The organism is Streptomyces sp. R-74717, from assembly GCF_047305335.1.
GTDB classification, from domain to species: Bacteria; Actinomycetota; Actinomycetes; order Streptomycetales; family Streptomycetaceae; genus Streptomyces; species Streptomyces atratus.
Window position 1 is genome coordinate 140,472 of the sequence record NZ_CP102361.1, and the last position, 15,285, is coordinate 155,756.

Annotated in this window: 16 protein-coding genes and 1 pseudogene; 10 read left to right on the forward strand and 7 right to left on the reverse strand. The window is 68.3% G+C overall.

Annotated features, from left to right (window positions below; translation table 11 throughout):
• Positions 1-17 precede the first annotated feature (17 nt).
• Both NRF20_RS00745 and NRF20_RS00750 read right to left on the reverse strand, forming a co-directional pair.
• Positions 18-2,024: a beta-N-acetylhexosaminidase family protein gene (locus tag NRF20_RS00745; RefSeq protein ID WP_413751769.1), complete on the reverse strand. Its 2,007-nt coding sequence runs from the start codon at positions 2,022-2,024 to the stop codon at positions 18-20.
• Complete coding sequence (locus tag NRF20_RS00750; protein WP_398634588.1) at positions 2,021-2,428, reverse strand: hypothetical protein; 408 nt, start codon at positions 2,426-2,428, stop codon at positions 2,021-2,023. Before NRF20_RS00750 ends, NRF20_RS00745 begins: the two co-directional genes overlap by 4 nt.
• A 215-nt stretch (positions 2,429-2,643) precedes the next feature.
• On the opposite strand from NRF20_RS00750, the gene NRF20_RS00755 reads away from it, so the two are divergent.
• From NRF20_RS00755 to NRF20_RS00765, 3 genes are all read left to right on the forward strand, one after another.
• A complete protein-coding gene (locus tag NRF20_RS00755; RefSeq protein ID WP_322110659.1) occupies positions 2,644-3,324 on the forward strand; it encodes a response regulator transcription factor in 681 nt (226 codons plus the stop codon).
• Entirely contained in the window at positions 3,321-4,772 is a 1,452-nt protein-coding gene (locus tag NRF20_RS00760) for an ATP-binding protein (protein ID WP_413751770.1), read from the forward strand. Before NRF20_RS00755 ends, NRF20_RS00760 begins: the two co-directional genes overlap by 4 nt.
• A 125-nt stretch (positions 4,773-4,897) precedes the next feature.
• Positions 4,898-5,299 (forward strand): hypothetical protein, encoded by a 402-nt coding sequence (locus tag NRF20_RS00765; protein WP_398634590.1) that lies wholly within the window; start codon positions 4,898-4,900, stop codon positions 5,297-5,299.
• Between the two features lie 193 nt (positions 5,300-5,492).
• Here NRF20_RS00765 and NRF20_RS00770 read toward each other — a convergent pair whose 3' ends face one another.
• Entirely contained in the window at positions 5,493-6,416 is a 924-nt protein-coding gene (locus NRF20_RS00770; RefSeq protein WP_398634591.1) for a protein-L-isoaspartate O-methyltransferase, read from the reverse strand.
• Here NRF20_RS00770 and NRF20_RS00775 point away from each other — a divergent pair.
• The 4 genes and pseudogenes from NRF20_RS00775 to NRF20_RS00790 all read left to right on the forward strand — a co-directional run bounded on the left by NRF20_RS00775 (position 6,408) and on the right by NRF20_RS00790 (position 7,660).
• Complete coding sequence (locus NRF20_RS00775; RefSeq protein ID WP_398634592.1) at positions 6,408-6,596, forward strand: hypothetical protein; 189 nt, start codon at positions 6,408-6,410, stop codon at positions 6,594-6,596. The two genes, NRF20_RS00770 and NRF20_RS00775, sit on opposite strands and share 9 nt — an antisense overlap.
• A gap of 53 nt (positions 6,597-6,649) precedes the next feature.
• A pseudogene (locus NRF20_RS00780) lies at positions 6,650-7,174 on the forward strand (ISAs1 family transposase); the annotation flags it as partial.
• Positions 7,175-7,229: 55 nt separating this feature from the next.
• A complete protein-coding gene (locus NRF20_RS00785) occupies positions 7,230-7,376 on the forward strand; it encodes a hypothetical protein (protein WP_413751771.1) in 147 nt (48 codons plus the stop codon).
• A 20-nt stretch (positions 7,377-7,396) separates the two neighbouring features.
• Positions 7,397-7,660, forward strand: a complete 264-nt coding sequence (locus NRF20_RS00790) for a hypothetical protein (RefSeq protein ID WP_413751772.1) — start codon at positions 7,397-7,399, stop codon at positions 7,658-7,660.
• Positions 7,661-7,902: 242 nt separating this feature from the next.
• Here the strand turns inward: NRF20_RS00790 and NRF20_RS00795 are convergent, their stop codons facing one another.
• Both NRF20_RS00795 and NRF20_RS00800 read right to left on the reverse strand, forming a co-directional pair.
• Positions 7,903-8,262 (reverse strand): DoxX family protein, encoded by a 360-nt coding sequence (locus NRF20_RS00795; protein WP_383080052.1) that lies wholly within the window; start codon positions 8,260-8,262, stop codon positions 7,903-7,905.
• A gap of 170 nt (positions 8,263-8,432) precedes the next feature.
• Positions 8,433-8,927 carry a cupin domain-containing protein gene (locus NRF20_RS00800; protein ID WP_398634594.1) on the reverse strand — a complete coding sequence of 165 codons (495 nt, stop codon included), beginning with the start codon at positions 8,925-8,927 and terminating at the stop codon, positions 8,433-8,435.
• Positions 8,928-9,008: 81 nt separating this feature from the next.
• Between NRF20_RS00800 and NRF20_RS00805 the strand changes: the two genes are divergently transcribed.
• A complete protein-coding gene (locus NRF20_RS00805; protein WP_398634595.1) occupies positions 9,009-9,860 on the forward strand; it encodes a LysR family transcriptional regulator in 852 nt (283 codons plus the stop codon).
• A gap of 631 nt (positions 9,861-10,491) precedes the next feature.
• Here the strand turns inward: NRF20_RS00805 and NRF20_RS00810 are convergent.
• Positions 10,492-11,550, reverse strand: coding sequence for a helix-turn-helix domain-containing protein (locus NRF20_RS00810; protein WP_413751773.1), 1,059 nt, complete (start codon positions 11,548-11,550; stop codon positions 10,492-10,494).
• A gap of 60 nt (positions 11,551-11,610) precedes the next feature.
• Here NRF20_RS00810 and NRF20_RS00815 point away from each other — a divergent pair, with 60 nt between their 5' ends.
• Positions 11,611-12,852 (forward strand): IS4 family transposase, encoded by a 1,242-nt coding sequence (locus NRF20_RS00815; protein ID WP_413754503.1) that lies wholly within the window; start codon positions 11,611-11,613, stop codon positions 12,850-12,852.
• A 311-nt stretch (positions 12,853-13,163) separates the two neighbouring features.
• On the forward strand, positions 13,164-13,661 hold the full coding sequence (locus tag NRF20_RS00820; RefSeq protein WP_413751774.1) for a peptidase inhibitor family I36 protein: 498 nt from the start codon (positions 13,164-13,166) through the stop codon (positions 13,659-13,661).
• Positions 13,662-13,766: 105 nt separating this feature from the next.
• Here the strand turns inward: NRF20_RS00820 and NRF20_RS00825 are convergent, their stop codons facing one another.
• Positions 13,767-15,263, reverse strand: a complete 1,497-nt coding sequence (locus tag NRF20_RS00825) for an IS110 family transposase (protein WP_413751775.1) — start codon at positions 15,261-15,263, stop codon at positions 13,767-13,769.
• Positions 15,264-15,285: the final 22 nt, after the last annotated feature.

Genomic DNA, 15,285 nt, shown 5'->3' on the forward strand with positions numbered 1-15,285 from the left:
TGCCTTTGCTCGGTGTCCTACAGGGTTTTCGCGGCTCGGTGTATGAAGGTGTCGAGCACGCCGTCGGCGACCTTGACGTTGCCGTGCGGGCGGGTGGCGCCGGGGATGGTGCGTACCGCGGCCGCCTCCCGCGCGAGCTCGGCCGCTGCGGTGAACGAGCGGGTGGCCTTGCCCTTCTCGCCCTTGGCGCGGTGTTCGAGCCCGTCACAGGTGTGCTCAAGGGCCTTGGCCCACAGGGTGAGTGCGTCCAGCCAGGGCTTGGTCTCGGCGGCGAAACCCGGGTCGGTGACGGTTCTGTGGATCTCGGTGGGGGCTTCGGCGAGTGAGCGTGTCTGTGCGCGCAGTGCCGTGACCGCTTGGTGTTTCCTGCCCGTGTGCCAGGATCGTTCGATGGCGTCCAGCCGGGCCTTGAGGGCGGGGGCTGCGGGCTGCCATGGTGTGCCGGTCCAGCTGGGCGCCATGTGCTGGGTGTCGAGGAAGGTCAGCAGGGCGTGGGTGCCTTGCGGGTCGTGGGCGGTCATGTGTGCCGCGGCGCTGTGCCAGGAGTCAGTGGGCCGGTAGGCGCGCGGGTTCCAGGCGTAGTCGGCACCGGTGAATTCGGCGATCTTGCTGGCCGATGCCTGGTTCATGGGGTTGAGCGCGACGCCGCTGAGGTGCTCGCCGAGCCTGGGGGTGCGCTTGGCGTAGGGGGCGAGCAGCAGGCGTCCGGCGGCGTGGTCGTAGTCGTTGGTGGGGTAGTTGTCCCAGAGCAGCACGTCGTGGCCCCACACGTCGGCCGCTCGACGGGTCTGTGCGGTGGTGATGGAGGTGGGCACCACGTCGGCGCCCGTCCACCACACCTGCACGCGGTCGTCCAGGGCGCGGCGCAGGGTCTTCTTGTACGGGGTGTCGGCGAGGTCGCTGTACTGCGTGGGCACGAACTGCAGCGGGCGCATGCCGCGGTGCTGGTCGACAAACTCGCGCTGCATGCGGTTGGTGAGGTCGGCCTGAGCGGCGGCGGCGGACTGCTCCGAGACGGGCCCGTAACGGGCGAAGTCCGCGGCACCGTTCCATACGGGCAGCGGGTGGATGTCGTCGAAGGCCAGGGCGAAGTCCCGGATCCCCAGGTTGTACAGGGACTGGAGCTTGCCGGTCAGGGCCTGGCGGTCGCCCGCATCGTTGTAGGTGATGGACTTGCCCGGGGACAGGACATAGGTGAAGCGCACGTGGTGGTCGGCGGCGTGCCGGGCCAGCTCGGCCAGCTCGCGTTCCAGTTTCCTCGGGTAGCGCTCGCGCCAGCGGTCACGTTCGTACGGGTCGTCCTTGGGCGCGTACAGGTAGGTGTTCAGTTTGACGGAGCCGTAGAAGGCGATCTGGTCCAGGCGCTCCTCGTGGGTCCAGGGCTTGCCGTAGAACCCCTCGACGACCCCGCGCAGCGGCATGGCGGGGTGGTCGACGACCGTGGCGCCTGCTATCCGGCCGCCGGCGGTCAGCTGAGTGAAGGTCTGGGCGGCGTAGAGGACACCGTCGCCGTCGGCGCCCGCGAGCAGCACTTCGATGTGGCCGTCGAGGCTGCTGGTGGTGATCTGGTAGCCCTCAGGCGGCAGTGTCCCGGAGGTGAAGGCATTGCTGCGTCCCAGCTTGTCGGCCATGTGCGGAGCCGAGACGATTCCGATGACGACGGCCATCGGCCCTGCGGGACGCGAGGCACCGCTGAGGGGAGAGACACGGACGTCGGTGGCACCCGCGCGGCGCAATGCCGCTTTCACCAGAGCGACGGAGCGGGCGTCGGTGCCCTGTGCGGTGAGCAGGTCCACCCGACGCGGCACCGAGAGATCGGGCCCGGTACGGCGTATCTGCTGCGGGGTCGGCGACACCCGTGGCAGGTCATTACCGGTGACGGATGCCCGGGTGATCGAGGGCGCATCGGGGGTACTGCGGGGGCCTACTGCGTGGTCGTGCCTCCCCACTGCGTCCAGGGGTGCGCAGCCCGCGAGCAGCAGCCCGCTGCCCAGCCATGCGGTGACGGTCCTGCGGCGGATCATCGGCCCTGCTCCGCGCGGCGGGCACCGAGCAGGGCCCAGGCGGCCAGCAGCAGCAGGACGAGCCAGCTGCCGGGCACCAGGAGGAACAGAGAGGTGGCGACGGAGGAGACCGGGTCGCCCAGTGGCAGGACCAGCCAGTACGCCACGGCACTGGTGAGGATCACCACCAGAGCGGCCAGCGGCCACACCAGTGCCCCCGCCACTTTGGCGCGACCGCTCCATCCGCGGGCCGGCAACCACACGGCCAGGCCGATCAGCCAGCCGACGACGGGCAGCAGGAACCCCCCGAAGACCAGTAGCACTACGGCTGTTGTCTGCGCGGGTGTGCAGCCGCGCGCGGAGGTGTGAGGTACAGCCGGTGCGGGGGCGTCCGGGGCAGGGGGAGGGGGAGGGGTACGGTTCATGGAGGTTCCTGTGGGTGCGGAGGGTACGGGGGGCCGCTCCTGGCCGGAGGGGTTCCGGCGGGCGGCAGCTCGGCGACGGCGATGATCGCTCACCCAGCCAGCGTTTCCGCGCCTTGTCCGCCGCCTGTGGGCAGAGTATGGACGGACCGTAACAATGCTTCCGGAGAGGGCCTGAGCTGCCCGGATCTGCTGGCAGAGGTAGCAATAATTTCCTTATGCCCAAGATTCTGCTCATCGAGGACGACCAGTCCCTGCGCGACGGCCTTCAGCTGGCCCTGGAGCACCAGGGCCACCGGGTCCACGCCGCTGCGTCCGGCCACGCGGGTCTCACGGCGCTGCGGACAACGCGCACCGACCTGGTCGTCCTCGACCTGATGCTGCCGGACACCGACGGTTTCGAAATCTGCCGCCGCATCCGCGCCTCCTGGCCGGTACCCGTCATCATGCTCACGGCCCGCGGCGACGACTCCGACATCGTGCGCGGCCTCGACGCGGGCGCGGACGACTACGTCGTCAAGCCCGTACGCGGCCGGGTCCTCGACGCCCGTATCCGCGCAGTCCTACGCGGGCAGGACCCCTCACCCGCGACCACAGCCACCGAGATCTACGAGGAGCTCACCGTGGACCGCTCCGGCCTCAGCATTACCAAGAACGGACACCCCGTCGCCCTCACCCCGCTGGAACTACGCCTGCTGCTGCACCTGTCGGCGGACCCCGGTCACGTGTTCGCCCGGCAGGAACTGCTCGAAACGGTATGGGGCCACGACCCGTCGGCCGACGTACGCCTGGTGGACTCCGGTATCGCCCGGCTTCGTACGAAGATCGAGGATGATCCGGCATCCGCCCGCTACATACAGACGGCGCGCGGCTTCGGCTACCGCTTCGGACCGCTGTGAAGCGCCCCTCGCCGGTCAAGCGCCTCACGCTCGGGCTGCGGGGCCGCCTGATCGCCGGATACCTGCTGGTCGCGGCCATCAGCGTAGTGGCGACGGCGGGATTCACCTACTACCAGGCGCACATCTCGATCCTCCGGACCGGACAGGACACCCTCCTCAACAGCCTGCGGGACACGACCACCACGTTCGCCGACGACCTGCCCTACCCGCCCACCCGCGCCCAGCTCACCTCCTTCGCCGGAAAACTGGCCTCCGGCAGCGGCTTCCGGATCATCACCGTCACCTACGGCACCCAATCCGTGACCTCGGCCCAGGGCGGCCCTGCAATCCCCGAAACCCTCCGCCGTGATGTCACCGCCAACCGGGAACTGACCTTCCAGCGCGTCACCGAGGACGGCACCCCCTGGCTCACAGCCGGCACCCCGATCACCTTCGCCGACAGCAGACAACCGTCCGGCATCGAGGTCTACGGAGCCACCCCGCTGCGCTCCCTCAGCGACGCGAAGGCCGCCGTGTGGGTCGCCTCCCAGTACGGCGCGATCCCCGCGCTCGTCCTCGCCGTGCCGCCCGCACTGCTCGCAGCCCGCGGCGTACTGCGCCCCGTGCGCCGGCTCCAGCACGGCGCCCGACGCATGGCCGACGGCGATCTCACCAGCCGTATCAAGGCCACCGGAAACGACGAACTGGCCGACCTTACCAAGGCGTTCAACGAATCAACCGCCGCACTGGAGACCACGGTCGGTGAACTCCGCAGAATGGAAGCCTCCGCCCGCCGCTTCGCCGCCGACGTCTCCCACGAACTGCGGACGCCCGTCGCCACGATGGTCGCCGTCAGCGACGTCCTCGACGACAGCGCCGACACCCTCCAGCCGGATATGAGCCGGGCGGCCCGCCTGGTCACCACCGAAGCCGACCGCCTCGCACGGCTCGTCGACGACCTGATGGAAATCTCCCGCTTCGACGCCGGCGCCAATACCCTGATCGCCTACGACATCGACGTGGCCGAGGCCGTACGTGCCTGCCTACGCGCCCGCGGCTGGCAGGACAAAGTCTCCACCGACCTCCCCGAACCCCCCGTCACCGCGCGCCTGGACCCCCGCCGCCTCGACGTCGTCATAGCCAACCTCATCGGCAACGCCCTGCGCCACGGAGCGCCGCCCGTGACCGTCCGGGTGACCGCATCCGAGGGCGACGAGGATTGCGTACGGATCAACGTCACCGACCACGGCGGCGGGCTGTCTCCCGAGACCGCCGCGCATCTCTTCGACCGCTTCTACAAAGCTGACCAGGCCCGGTCACGTTCCGAGGGCAGCGGCCTCGGCCTCGCCATCGCCTGGGAGAACACCCGCCTGCACGGCGGCACCCTGACCGCAGCCAACGGCCCGCACGGCGGAGCAGTCTTCACCGCAGAATTCCCACGCACCCCCACGGCAGGAGACGGTACGTGACACAAAGCAGCCGCCTCCTTCGCCCTTTTCTCCCTGTGCTCCTACTCGGCCTCACAAGCTGCGGCACCGGTCCGGCGATCGACGCGTCCAAGCCCATGGGAGCCGGCGAGCCAGCCACCGGAATCGTGGCAGGCACCGCCGTCTATTTCCTCAAAGACGGAGCGCTGCACCCCGTCGAGCGCTCCGCCGCCGGCATCACATCACCCACCGAAGCCGTCCGCGCCCTCCTCACCGGCCCCTCACCCGAAGACCGCAAGCAGGGCCTGACCAGCGCACTACCACCCCTGACCGGCACCTTGGAAACTGCCTTGGCCAAGGTGACCGCCACCCCAAACGCCCCCGGGCGGCTGCGCGTCACCCTCCCCTACGGCCCGACCACACTCACCCCTCTCGCACTCGGACAGCTCACGTGCACGGCGTCCGCCACAGCACTGGTGGAACTGACCGGCACAGGCCACACCACTCCGGCCACCCACTGCTCCGACTACGCTGTGCGACATCCCGTGAGTTCTCCTGAGTCCCCCTGAGTGAGCCCCTGTGCCCGTGGCCAGGAAGTTGTTCCTCCTCGGGCGCTCTGCGGTCTCGTGACGTAATTTCGGGATTCTTGAAGCGTTCTCACTTGGGTGCGGATCCTGAACTACACCCAGCTGAGGTGACACAACAACGGGCTCGTGCCCGCCCCGTGGGCGGGCACGAGCCCGAAGCCGTATCACCGGCCGGTCAGTGCTGCTGGTCGTCCTCGCGCAGGCGCCACTCGACCGGGTAGTAGACCGTCTCGTCGTCGCTGGCGCGTTCGAGGATCGCATAGTGGTCGGCGATGCCCGGCTGTCCCCGCTCCACCCACTTCTCGACCAGGGCCGTCAGGTCGTCGGCGACGGCCTCGTCCCCGGTGTGGTGCAGGTGGCCGGTCCGCTGGATCCAGGCGGTGCCCCGGCCAGGCTCGTGCAGGCAGGCCATGCCCAGGGCAGCCTCGAGGCCGTCGATGTACGCGCGGGTGGTGCGGCCGGTCCGGGTCCCCAGGTGGAACCACAGGTCGTAGTAGCCGTCGCCGTCCAGGGCCGGGCCGACGTTCTCACGGGTGGACAGCGGCTGCGGCTGAAGGGGTTCGGTCAGGGCCGGGGTCTGCCCGGCCGGCCACGCGTAGAGGGGGCCGGCCGCCGACATGAAGTCGCTGGACATCACCCCGTGGCCCACCATGCGGCCCTTGTCGCGGGTGACGGAGAGGGTGGGGTGGAAGCCGCCGTGGGCGACGGGGACGACGATCAGGCCGTCGTCGCTGAGCTGGTCGAGCCAGTGGGGGGAGATGCCGGTGACGCCGCAGGTGACCACGATCCGGTCGTACGGTCCCTTGGCCGGGTGGCCGAGGTAGCCGTCGGCCGTCAGCGCGGTGACGTTCTTCTCTCCGGCCCGCTCCGTTGCGCGTGCGGCCTCGGTGACGATGACCTCGGAGACGTCGATGGTGACGACCTCGGCGCCGGTGATGGCGGCGATCAGGGACACGTTGTAGCCGGTCCCGGCGCCGATCTCGAGGACCTTCGTGCCGGGGGCGAGCTGGAGGGCTTCCAGCATGGCGGCGATGACGCGGGGCTGGGAGGTGGAGCTGTAGCGTCCGACCGCGTCGGTGGACTTGGGGACGTGGGTCATCAGGGCGGTGTCGGAGTAGATGCGGTCCAGCAGGTCGTCGCCGGGGTCGGCGGGGACGGGGACGAAGCTGCCGCTGGTGTAGTAGCCGCCGGGCAGGAACAGATGCCGGGGACGGTGGCGAAGGCCCGCTCCACGGTGCTGGTGCGGATCGCTCCGCGCTCGCGCAGGGCGCCCGCGTAGGCGGATGCGAAGGCGTTTACCGGCCTTACGGAGATGGCCGCAAGAAAGCCCACTACATCGCCGTGATCAAGGGAAACCAGCCGCTGCTGCACCGGCAGCTCAAGCAGATGCCCTGGCGGGACGTGCCGCTGCTGGACAAGACCCGCGCCACCGCGCACGGCCGCGACGAGATCCGCCGAGTCAAGACCGCCACCGTCGCCCGCGGCCTGGACTTCCCCCACGCCGCCCAGGCCGTGCAGATCGTGCGCCGCCGCAGGACCATCACCACCGACAGGGTCATCCTGCAACGCGTCTACGCGGTCACCGACCTTGCCGCCCACCAGGCCGACGCTCCCGAGATCGCCCACCACGTGCGCGAACACTGGGGCATCGAGAACAAGATCCACCACGTGCGCGACACCACCTTCACCGAGGACTCCTCGCGCATGCGCACCGGGACCGCACCCCGGGCCATGGCCACGCTGCGCAACCTGGCCATCGGCGCCCTCCGCCTCACCGGCTACGACAACATCGCCGCCGGCCTGCGCAAACACAGCCGCAACGCCACCCGGCCCCTGACGACCCTCGACATCACCTGATCCGATCCGACAGATCCCCTGAACGACGCCGCCCCCGGGCTGACACGATCCAGCCATGGGAAACATCTACGACTACTACGCGGCCACCGACGACAGGCAAGCCCTCGCGCTGTTCGAAGACGACTGCATGGACCATTCGGCACGCTCGGCCTCAAAGGGGCAGACCCCTACCTGCTCCTCGGAACCGTCGAAGCCCACCTGACAGGAGTATCCGAGGAGCAAGTGGAAGCTGACCCCCGCTTCTGCGAACTGCTCAACGACCCCGAGCACGAAGGGCCCTGGCTCGTCTCGCTCACGGACACCCTCCGTGACGCCCTCGCAGCGGCCACCCCGGAGCGCCTGCTGGAAACCGCCACCGCATGGACCCACACCGAGGACGGTGGCGGGCAGGACCCAGGGCTCTTGGCCGACTTGCTGGAACGCCTCGGCGAACTCGCCCGCGACGCCGGGCCGCGACGACGCCTGTACTGCGGCATGTCCCTGTAGGGAACTGCACATCGGGAACAAAGTCGGCGGCATCAGTACCGCCGCGGTGATCAGGGACTCGACACCTCGTGATCACCCGGAGGCCGCGACTGCCTCCGTTCGATCCCGGTCGACGAACTCAACAACCACACCGGCTATCTGAACCAGTATCAACCCGGACAGATCCTCTGAACGACGCCGCCCTGGCGGCCGTGGGGCGGCTGGCCCCGGATTCGCATCCTCCGGTCGAGGACTGTGCTCGATCACAGCCTGGTGGCCAGCCAGATGGTCATGGCCGCGGTGGCGGTGAGCCCGACGTTGAGTGCGATCCGGCGGTCTTCGCCGGTCAGGTGGACGGCGATCGCACCGGTCTGCAGGAGGACGAAGCCGATGGCTGCGGCCGGCGCCAGCGAGGGCGCGATGCCGGTCAGCGGTGGCAGGACCAGGCCGGTCGCGCCGAGTATTTCGACCGTCCCCAGCGCCCTGAGGGCGGGCAAGGGTATGCGGTCGACCCAGGCCATCATCGGTCGGAGTTGATCGCGGCTGCGGATCACCTTCAGCGTGCCTGCGTAGAAGTAGAAGAGGGCGAGCAGTCCCGCGACGATCCAATAGGCGATGTTCATGGTTCCCGTTCATGGGCCACCGGTTCACGGGGCCCTCGATTGCTTCGATGGCCAGAAGAGCCCTGGAGAAGGCCTGGTCCGTCGTCCGAGGGGTCGGACCCGCCGAAAGACGGGAGTGGCACGGCGCCTCGGTCGAAAGGAGGGCGGCCGGGCCGTTCCATCCGTCGACTTCAGGCGAGGTCGGTGGCGGGCTCGGTCGCGTAGCGGCTCATCGCGTCGATGTTGGCCTGTCGCGTCAGCGGCCGGCCGCCGGCGAGCACCTCCTGGAGGTCTCGGAAGTACTGCACGTACAGGTCGGGGGTGAATGTGCTGAGCATGACGGCGGGCTGGTCGGTCGGGTTGGCGAAGGTGTGAGGGGTACCGGGCGGAACCATCACGAGCGTGCCCGTGGTGGCGTCGCAGTCCTCGTCCCCGACGGTGAACCGCACGGTGCCGGAGAGGATGTAGAAGCCCTCGTCGTGTTGGGCGTGGCGGTGCTGCGGCGGTCCCTGGGTGTGCGGGGCGAGGACGGACTCGGCGATCGCGAGGCGGTGCCCAGTGCGGCTGCCGTCCTCCAGAACGCGCATGCGCGTGGTGCCCAGAACGATCGTCTCGCCGTCGCCGGGACCCACCACCGATACGGCGGGGTCGGCCTGCGGCTCGCTGGTCTTCGCTTCTTCGGTCATGCTCACGAGTGCACCGCCGGGACCCCGCCAGTGTCCAAGACCCATCCCGCAGCGCCGATACCCCGTGGGTATCGTTGCAGCGTGGAGCTACGGACCTTGCGCTACTTCGTGGCGGTCGCCGAGGAACTCCACTTCGGCCGGGCCGCCACCCGACTGCACATGAGTCAGCCGCCGCTGAGCCGGGCGATCAAGCAGTTGGAGGCCGATGTCGGGGCCCTGCTCTTCGCCCGCTCGCCCACCGGCGTCACGCTCACTTCGGTGGGCACGGTGCTGCTTGACGAGGCGCGGGCCCTACTCGACCACGCCGACCGCGTCCGTGTACGCGTGAGCGCGGCGGCCGGCGTCGCGACCATCACTGTCGGCATCCTGGGCGATGGCACCGACCCGGGAGTGTCCAGGCTGGCCGCCGCCTACCGCCGAAGCCACCCCGGCATCGACATCCGCATCCGCGACACCGACCTGACCGACCCGACGTGCGGGCTGCGCGCCGGGCTGGTCGACATCGCCCTGACCCGGGCGCCGTTCGACGAGACTGCCCTGACGGTGCGTGCGCTGCGAAGCGATCCGGTCGGCGTGGTCCTGCGCGCCGACGATCCGCTGGCCCGCCGCGACCGGCTGCGGCTGGCCGAGCTGAGCGACCGCCGCTGGTTCCAGTTCCCGCAGGGCACCGACCCCATCTGGCAGTCGTACTGGAACGGCGGCAGGCCGCGCGAGGGCCCAGTGGTGCGCGCCGTCCAGGAATGCCTGCAGGCCGTGCTGTGGAACGGCACGGTCGGCCTGGCCCCGCTCGGACACGAACTGCCCGCAGAGCTGGCCGTGGTACCGCTGATCGACATGGCGCCGAGCCGAGTGGTCGCGGTGTGGAACGAATGTGACACCAACCCGTTGATCCGATCCTTCGTCGAGATCGCGACAGCCGCGTACCGCCACTGAGCACCGGCAACCGGCGCTGAGTCCAAACCCATGAACATTCGCTGTCAGGACACGGTGAACAGAGCCACGCGGCCGGCCTGCCATGCAGTCCGGCCGCGGAGCGATGTCACCCGTAGGGACGAAACCCACCGCCCCGGAAGAAACCCCGAGCGCCTGGGCGACGGTGTCCCACTGCGACCCGTCCGCGGTGTCGACGCTGAACGCGGCGTCGGTCGCCACACGCTCGGTGAGGCGTTCCAAGACCGCGACGGCCCGGAATGCGGCCAGCGGTTCGTCGGCGACCAGATCAGTGAGGCGTTTCTCGACCTGGCCGAGGAGGGCGGTGAGGTCGGCGGGCACGGGCGCGGTGCGGGCTTGCACTTCGGTGATGTGGGTGTCCCAGTCGCCTTCCGGTCCGCTGGTGTCGGCCAGGTAGGGGCGCCGGCGGTCCACACATCGCGGTCGAACCACTTGGTGATATTGGGCTGCATCTCGGTGATGGTGCGCATCCGGGCCTGGTTGTTGAACGACCCAGGTTTTTGAAGGGGCTTTTGAAGGCCCTGCGGAGTCTGGGCGGCCTTGCGGAGCGATCTTCAGAAAACGAAGGTTTCTTGAAGGCTCGGGCTTGAACTCCTGGGCAAGGAGCCCGTGCTCAGCAGGGCACGTCACCCTTGCAACGCCAGAGGACCCGGTCCGGATACACATGTGCGTTCGGGGAGAGCTGGTGCGTGGTCCAGTTCTGCAAGTCGCCGGGGGCGAGAAGCCCGTCCGCCTGATAGGCAGCGTGCGTACGCTGGACGACACAATCTGTCGGCTTGGTCACGTGGCTGCCGCCGGCCGGAATGGTGCCGTGCCACAGCCCGTCGGCCGATTGACAGGAGTGGTACTGGCCAGACTGAACGTAGCTGAGCTTCGCCGTGACCTCGACAGCCTCCTCGCCGGGGTTGCTGATCTTGAGGGCGAAGAGCACTCTCTCGTCTTCAACCCGCAGACAGCCTCGCAGCAACACTCCAGCATCTCCGGAGCGGCCAGGACCGCATCGGCTTTCCGGTCCGAGTGGGTCGACCTGAACCTGGTCGGCATCGTCCTGCCCACGGGCAGAAGGTGAGCTGACGCTCGGGTGCCGGCCGTCGGGGGACTGCTCTGGAAGGTCGGATCCCGCCTCTGCAGTTCCGGGTCGGGCGATATTCTTCGCGATCAGCACAGCAACGCCCAGCAAGATCAATGCGGCGACGGCAGCGAGTACCTGGCCACCGCGCCGACGAAGCACATTGAGGCGGCGGGGTGTGGGGGCGTTCTGTAAGCCCTGTGCGTCGCTCTCCTCAAGCGGTGCAGCAGCTGAATTGGTCGGAGAGGCAGTCGCCTGCTCTCCCTCATGGGCGCTGTCAGGTGCCCCTATGCGACCTGCTGGGGCTGACGTGAGCGCGTCGCCTTGCTGAGTGGTGCTGCTGTCCGCGAGCGACGCCGGGTTGAGCTGGGCTTCAAGCTCCTGCCAGCGCGACGTCCACGCTTGGACGGCTGCTTCCAACCGGTCGCTGCCGGCCTTCGCGCACTTCAGACAGGCACGCACGTACGCCAGCGTGACTTGCAGAGATGGCATCGCCTGTCCGTTCGCGGCGCCGGACAGGGTCGTGGATGAGTACCCCGCGTGCCTCGCCATCTCCTTATAGGTGGGCCCTCCGCATTCCTTCCGTAGCTGCCTCAGTCGCACGGCGAATGCCTCTAGGGGCAATACCGGTGACTTTGAGGGTGTCGGTTCGTTGTGTTGAGTGTGCCAAGGCCGGGACAGGTGAAGTCGGTCGGGGGCGAGCGGTTTTCGGATCGCATCGCTCTCGGAGTGTTAACGCGCACGTTTACGCCGGATCTGGTGGACGAGGTGGTGGCGGAGTGCGGGCGTGTTGAGCAGCGCCAGCGGCTGCTTCCGGCTCGGGTGGTGGTGTATTTCGTGCTGGCGATGTGCCTGTTTTCGGGGCAGGGGTATGAGGAGGTCGGGCGTCTTCTCACGCAGGGTCTGGAGCGCCAGGGCCGCTGGGCAAAGGGGTGGCGGGTGCCTACGAGCGGAGCGATTGGGCGGGCGCGGCTGCGGCTGGGGCCGGAGGTGTTGAAGGCGTTGTTCGCCCGGGTGTGTCGGCCGGTGGCGGTCCCGGGGTCGCGTGGCGCGTGGTTTCGGGGGCTGCGGTTGGTTGCTGTGGACGGGACGACGTTCGATCTGCCGGACACGGTGGCGAATGCCGGGTCTTTCGGGCGTCCGGGGACAGGTCGTGGTCAGGGCAGGAGTGCGTATCCGCAGGCCAGGGTTGCGGCTCTGGTCGAGTGCGGCACTCATGCGGTCTTTGCTGCCGAGGTCGGTCCGCTGGCGGTGCACGAGACCGTGCTGGCCGGGCGCCTGTTCTCTTCGTTGACCGGGGGGATGCTGCTGATGGCCGACCGCGGGTTCCTCGGATTCGACCTGTGGCGGGCCGCCGCGGCAACCGGCGCCGACCTGCTCTGGCGGGTCAAAAGCAACGCGGTGCTGCCTGTGGTGAAGTCGCTGCCCGATGGTTCCTACCTGTCGGAGATCGTCGCCGCCCGTGACAGGAACCGGCGGGCCGACCCGGCCCGGGTCCGCGTCATCGAGTACACCCTTGGCCCACGCGAGAAGGACGGCACCGTCTACCGGCTGGTCACCACCCTCCTCGACCCGGACACTGCGCCGGCGGCGGAACTTGCCGCGCTCTACGCCGAACGCTGGGAGATCGAGACCACGCTGGACGAGATCAAGACCCACCTGGGCGGGCCACGGCTGGTCTTGCGCTCCCAGCACCCGGCCGGGGCCGAGCAGGAGATCTTCGCGTTCCTCCTCGTTCACCATGCCGTGCGGGACCTCATGCACGGAGCCGCACGACAGGAGGGACACGATCCGGACCGGATCTCTTTCACGCGCGCCGTGCGCGTTGTCCGCCGCCAGGTCACCGCCCAGGCGGGTTTTTCCCCCCTCCCGACTCACGCGGGCCCTCGCACAGACTCTGCTTGAAATCGGTCAACGGCTCCTGGAACCAAGGCGGTTACGCTCCAATCCCCGTGTCATCAAACGCAAGATGTCCAACTGGGCCCTCAAACGCACCGAACACAACAACCAGCCCAGGCTGGACACCCCAGTCATCACCCTCGTCGGACCCACCAAACCAGCCCCGACCTCCCGGAAAAAGACCTAAATCACCGGTATTGCCTCTAGGGGGCCGTCGTCGGGGTTGATCGGACGCTCCGCCCGCCCCTGCCTACTCGCCATCCAACGCCTCCATCTCTCAGCGGGCTTGATGACCGGTTGATGACCGGCCCGCCAGAGTGGTGCAGGTCATCAAGCGCCGGGCCAAGCTTCGATCACCGAGCCGTCCGGCCGCCAATCGGGCGTCGGAGATCGGCCAGAAGGAAGGAAGAACTGTGATCAACATTCGCAAGCGCCTGGCACAGGCGGCGGTGTCCGTAGGAGGGGCCGTCGCTCTCCTCGCCGGGGGAATGGTGACGGCACCCACCGCGTCTGCTGTGGCAAGCGAGTGCCCGCGCTCGTTCCCGCATCCGTCGTCACCGGCTCTCTGCCTGTTCGACGCAAAGGGGTTCGAAGGAAGGCTGCTGAAGTTCCGTGATTACGGCTGTCAAAACCTTGGCCCTGCGTGGGGATTCGACAACAGGGCAGAGTCGTACATCAACAACACCTATCACCGCGCTGTGCTCTACTACGGGTCAAACTGCACCGGCACTTCGGTTACTGCTGGCGCAGGATCGGCAAGCAGCGATCTCGGTAACGCCCGTAACAAGATCTCATCCATTCGCATCTTTCGCTGATTGACGCCGCTGCCGGGGGCTGCCCACGTGGTGGCCCCCGGCAGCAGCACACCCGGATTGAGGGCACGCGAACATGTCAGCGTGCATTACGCGGGAAGCAATCGGTTAAGTGCCACCAGCGATTTCTTTGGCGGATAAGGTTCGCGTGACGTCTTCGTGTGCCAGCACCCACGGGCGACGATTGTCCTGCCTGCGGCCAATGGCAAGGTCTATAGCCGTGGGGACCAGGGTGGTAGCCGCGCCCAGGGCCGTAGACAGCTCAGGCGACATGCCAAGGCCGGCAACTGTGGAGCCGAGACCGATTCCCACCCCGATCCACGGCATCATTCGAGCGCGACGCCCTGCGCGGGCAGAGATACGCCTCTGGCGCGCCAGCTCACGACTGAAGGCATTCCGTAGCTCCGCAGCGCTTGAGAACGTGTCCTCGGCCAGGCCATGGAAGACCCTCCGTGCACCTTCATGGCGCTCACGGACGCCGAGCAGGGCATCCACCACCTGTCCCACTGCATCGGGACCCGCACTTTCCGTCAAGGTGGGCACAAAAAGTAACTGGCGGAGCACGGGGTCGATGGGCGCGGAGTCATCCAATCCGGTAACGGTTCGCGCCCCCGTCGACTGTCGACGTGTGGCTGCTGGGCCTGCCGAATCGGCTAGTAGGGCTGCGGACTTTGGTACCTCGCGAATGCGCCCCGGAGGGTCGAACAGCAAGGGGATGGTGTAATAGTGCATTGCCGCCCAACGCCGGAACAAAGGAACTTGGCTTGGTAGGTGGTGTGCGGCTAAGTCCGCGAAGCGTTGTCGATCTGCCGGGCATTCAGCAAAGCCTCGTTGAATTCGATCCACCTGTCTTGCTGTCAAACCGTGCAAGCCCCCTGGAATGCAGCGCCTCAGCGCTCCCGCCGAGTCGAGGCCAGCCATAAGGGTTGCGTGATAAATGCGCCCTTGGTCTTGAGGGCTGAAGGCTACGCGGCTCTCCTCGCTCAAGTGCCGGTAGCGCTTGGCCAGACGCTTGAGGGCCAGTTTGACGGCTGTGGCCGGGGCAGCCAGGTCGGTGCCCGGACGGCTGGCGGCCAGCCGTCGGACCAGCTCGGTGGTGGTCAGCGAGCGCAGTGCTTCGCGTACCGCAGCGGGTGCGGTGATGATCAGTGATTTGATCTGGTTGATGGTCTGGGTGCGGGCCTTGACGGCGCTGGCGCGTACCACGCGCAGTCCGCGGATTGCCTCGACCGCGCCATCGCGGTGCTTCGGGGTGCCTGTGGCGCGGCCGGCGAGTACCGCGGTGGCGGCGGCGTAGGCGTCAATGGGGTCGGACTTCCCAGCCGCGCGACGAGCACGACGGTCGGGTCGGTCCACCTCGATGACAGTGATCTGGTTGGTATGGAGATAGCGGGAAAGTTCGGCACCGAAGGAGCCTGTGCCCTCCATGCCCACGACCAGTAATTGGCCGTGGGAGTGCAGCCATTCCGGCAGGTCTCGGTAGCCCGTGGGCGTTGTGGGGAACGCCTCGGTGGCCAGGTGTCGGCCGATGGTGTCGATGACGGCGGCCTGGTGGAGGTCGGTGTGGGTGTCGATCCCGCCGATCACCTCGATGGGCTGTGACATGGTGGCCGGGTTCCTTCCGTGC

Excerpts from the sequence above, each read along its gene's own strand:
- NRF20_RS00745 (WP_413751769.1), bottom strand. The coding sequence starts at position 2,024 with ATGATCCGCCGCAGGACCGTCACCGCATGGCTGGGCAGCGGGCTGCTG.
- NRF20_RS00750 (WP_398634588.1), bottom strand. The coding sequence starts at position 2,428 with ATGAACCGTACCCCTCCCCCTCCCCCTGCCCCGGACGCCCCCGCACCG.
- NRF20_RS00755 (WP_322110659.1), top strand. The coding sequence starts at position 2,644 with ATGCCCAAGATTCTGCTCATCGAGGACGACCAGTCCCTGCGCGACGGC.
- NRF20_RS00770 (WP_398634591.1), bottom strand. The coding sequence starts at position 6,416 with ATGACCCACGTCCCCAAGTCCACCGACGCGGTCGGACGCTACAGCTCC.
- NRF20_RS00785 (WP_413751771.1), top strand. The coding sequence starts at position 7,230 with ATGGGAAACATCTACGACTACTACGCGGCCACCGACGACAGGCAAGCC.
- NRF20_RS00795 (WP_383080052.1), bottom strand. The coding sequence starts at position 8,262 with ATGAACATCGCCTATTGGATCGTCGCGGGACTGCTCGCCCTCTTCTAC.
- NRF20_RS00800 (WP_398634594.1), bottom strand. The coding sequence starts at position 8,927 with ATGACCGAAGAAGCGAAGACCAGCGAGCCGCAGGCCGACCCCGCCGTA.
- NRF20_RS00825 (WP_413751775.1), bottom strand. The coding sequence starts at position 15,263 with ATGTCACAGCCCATCGAGGTGATCGGCGGGATCGACACCCACACCGAC.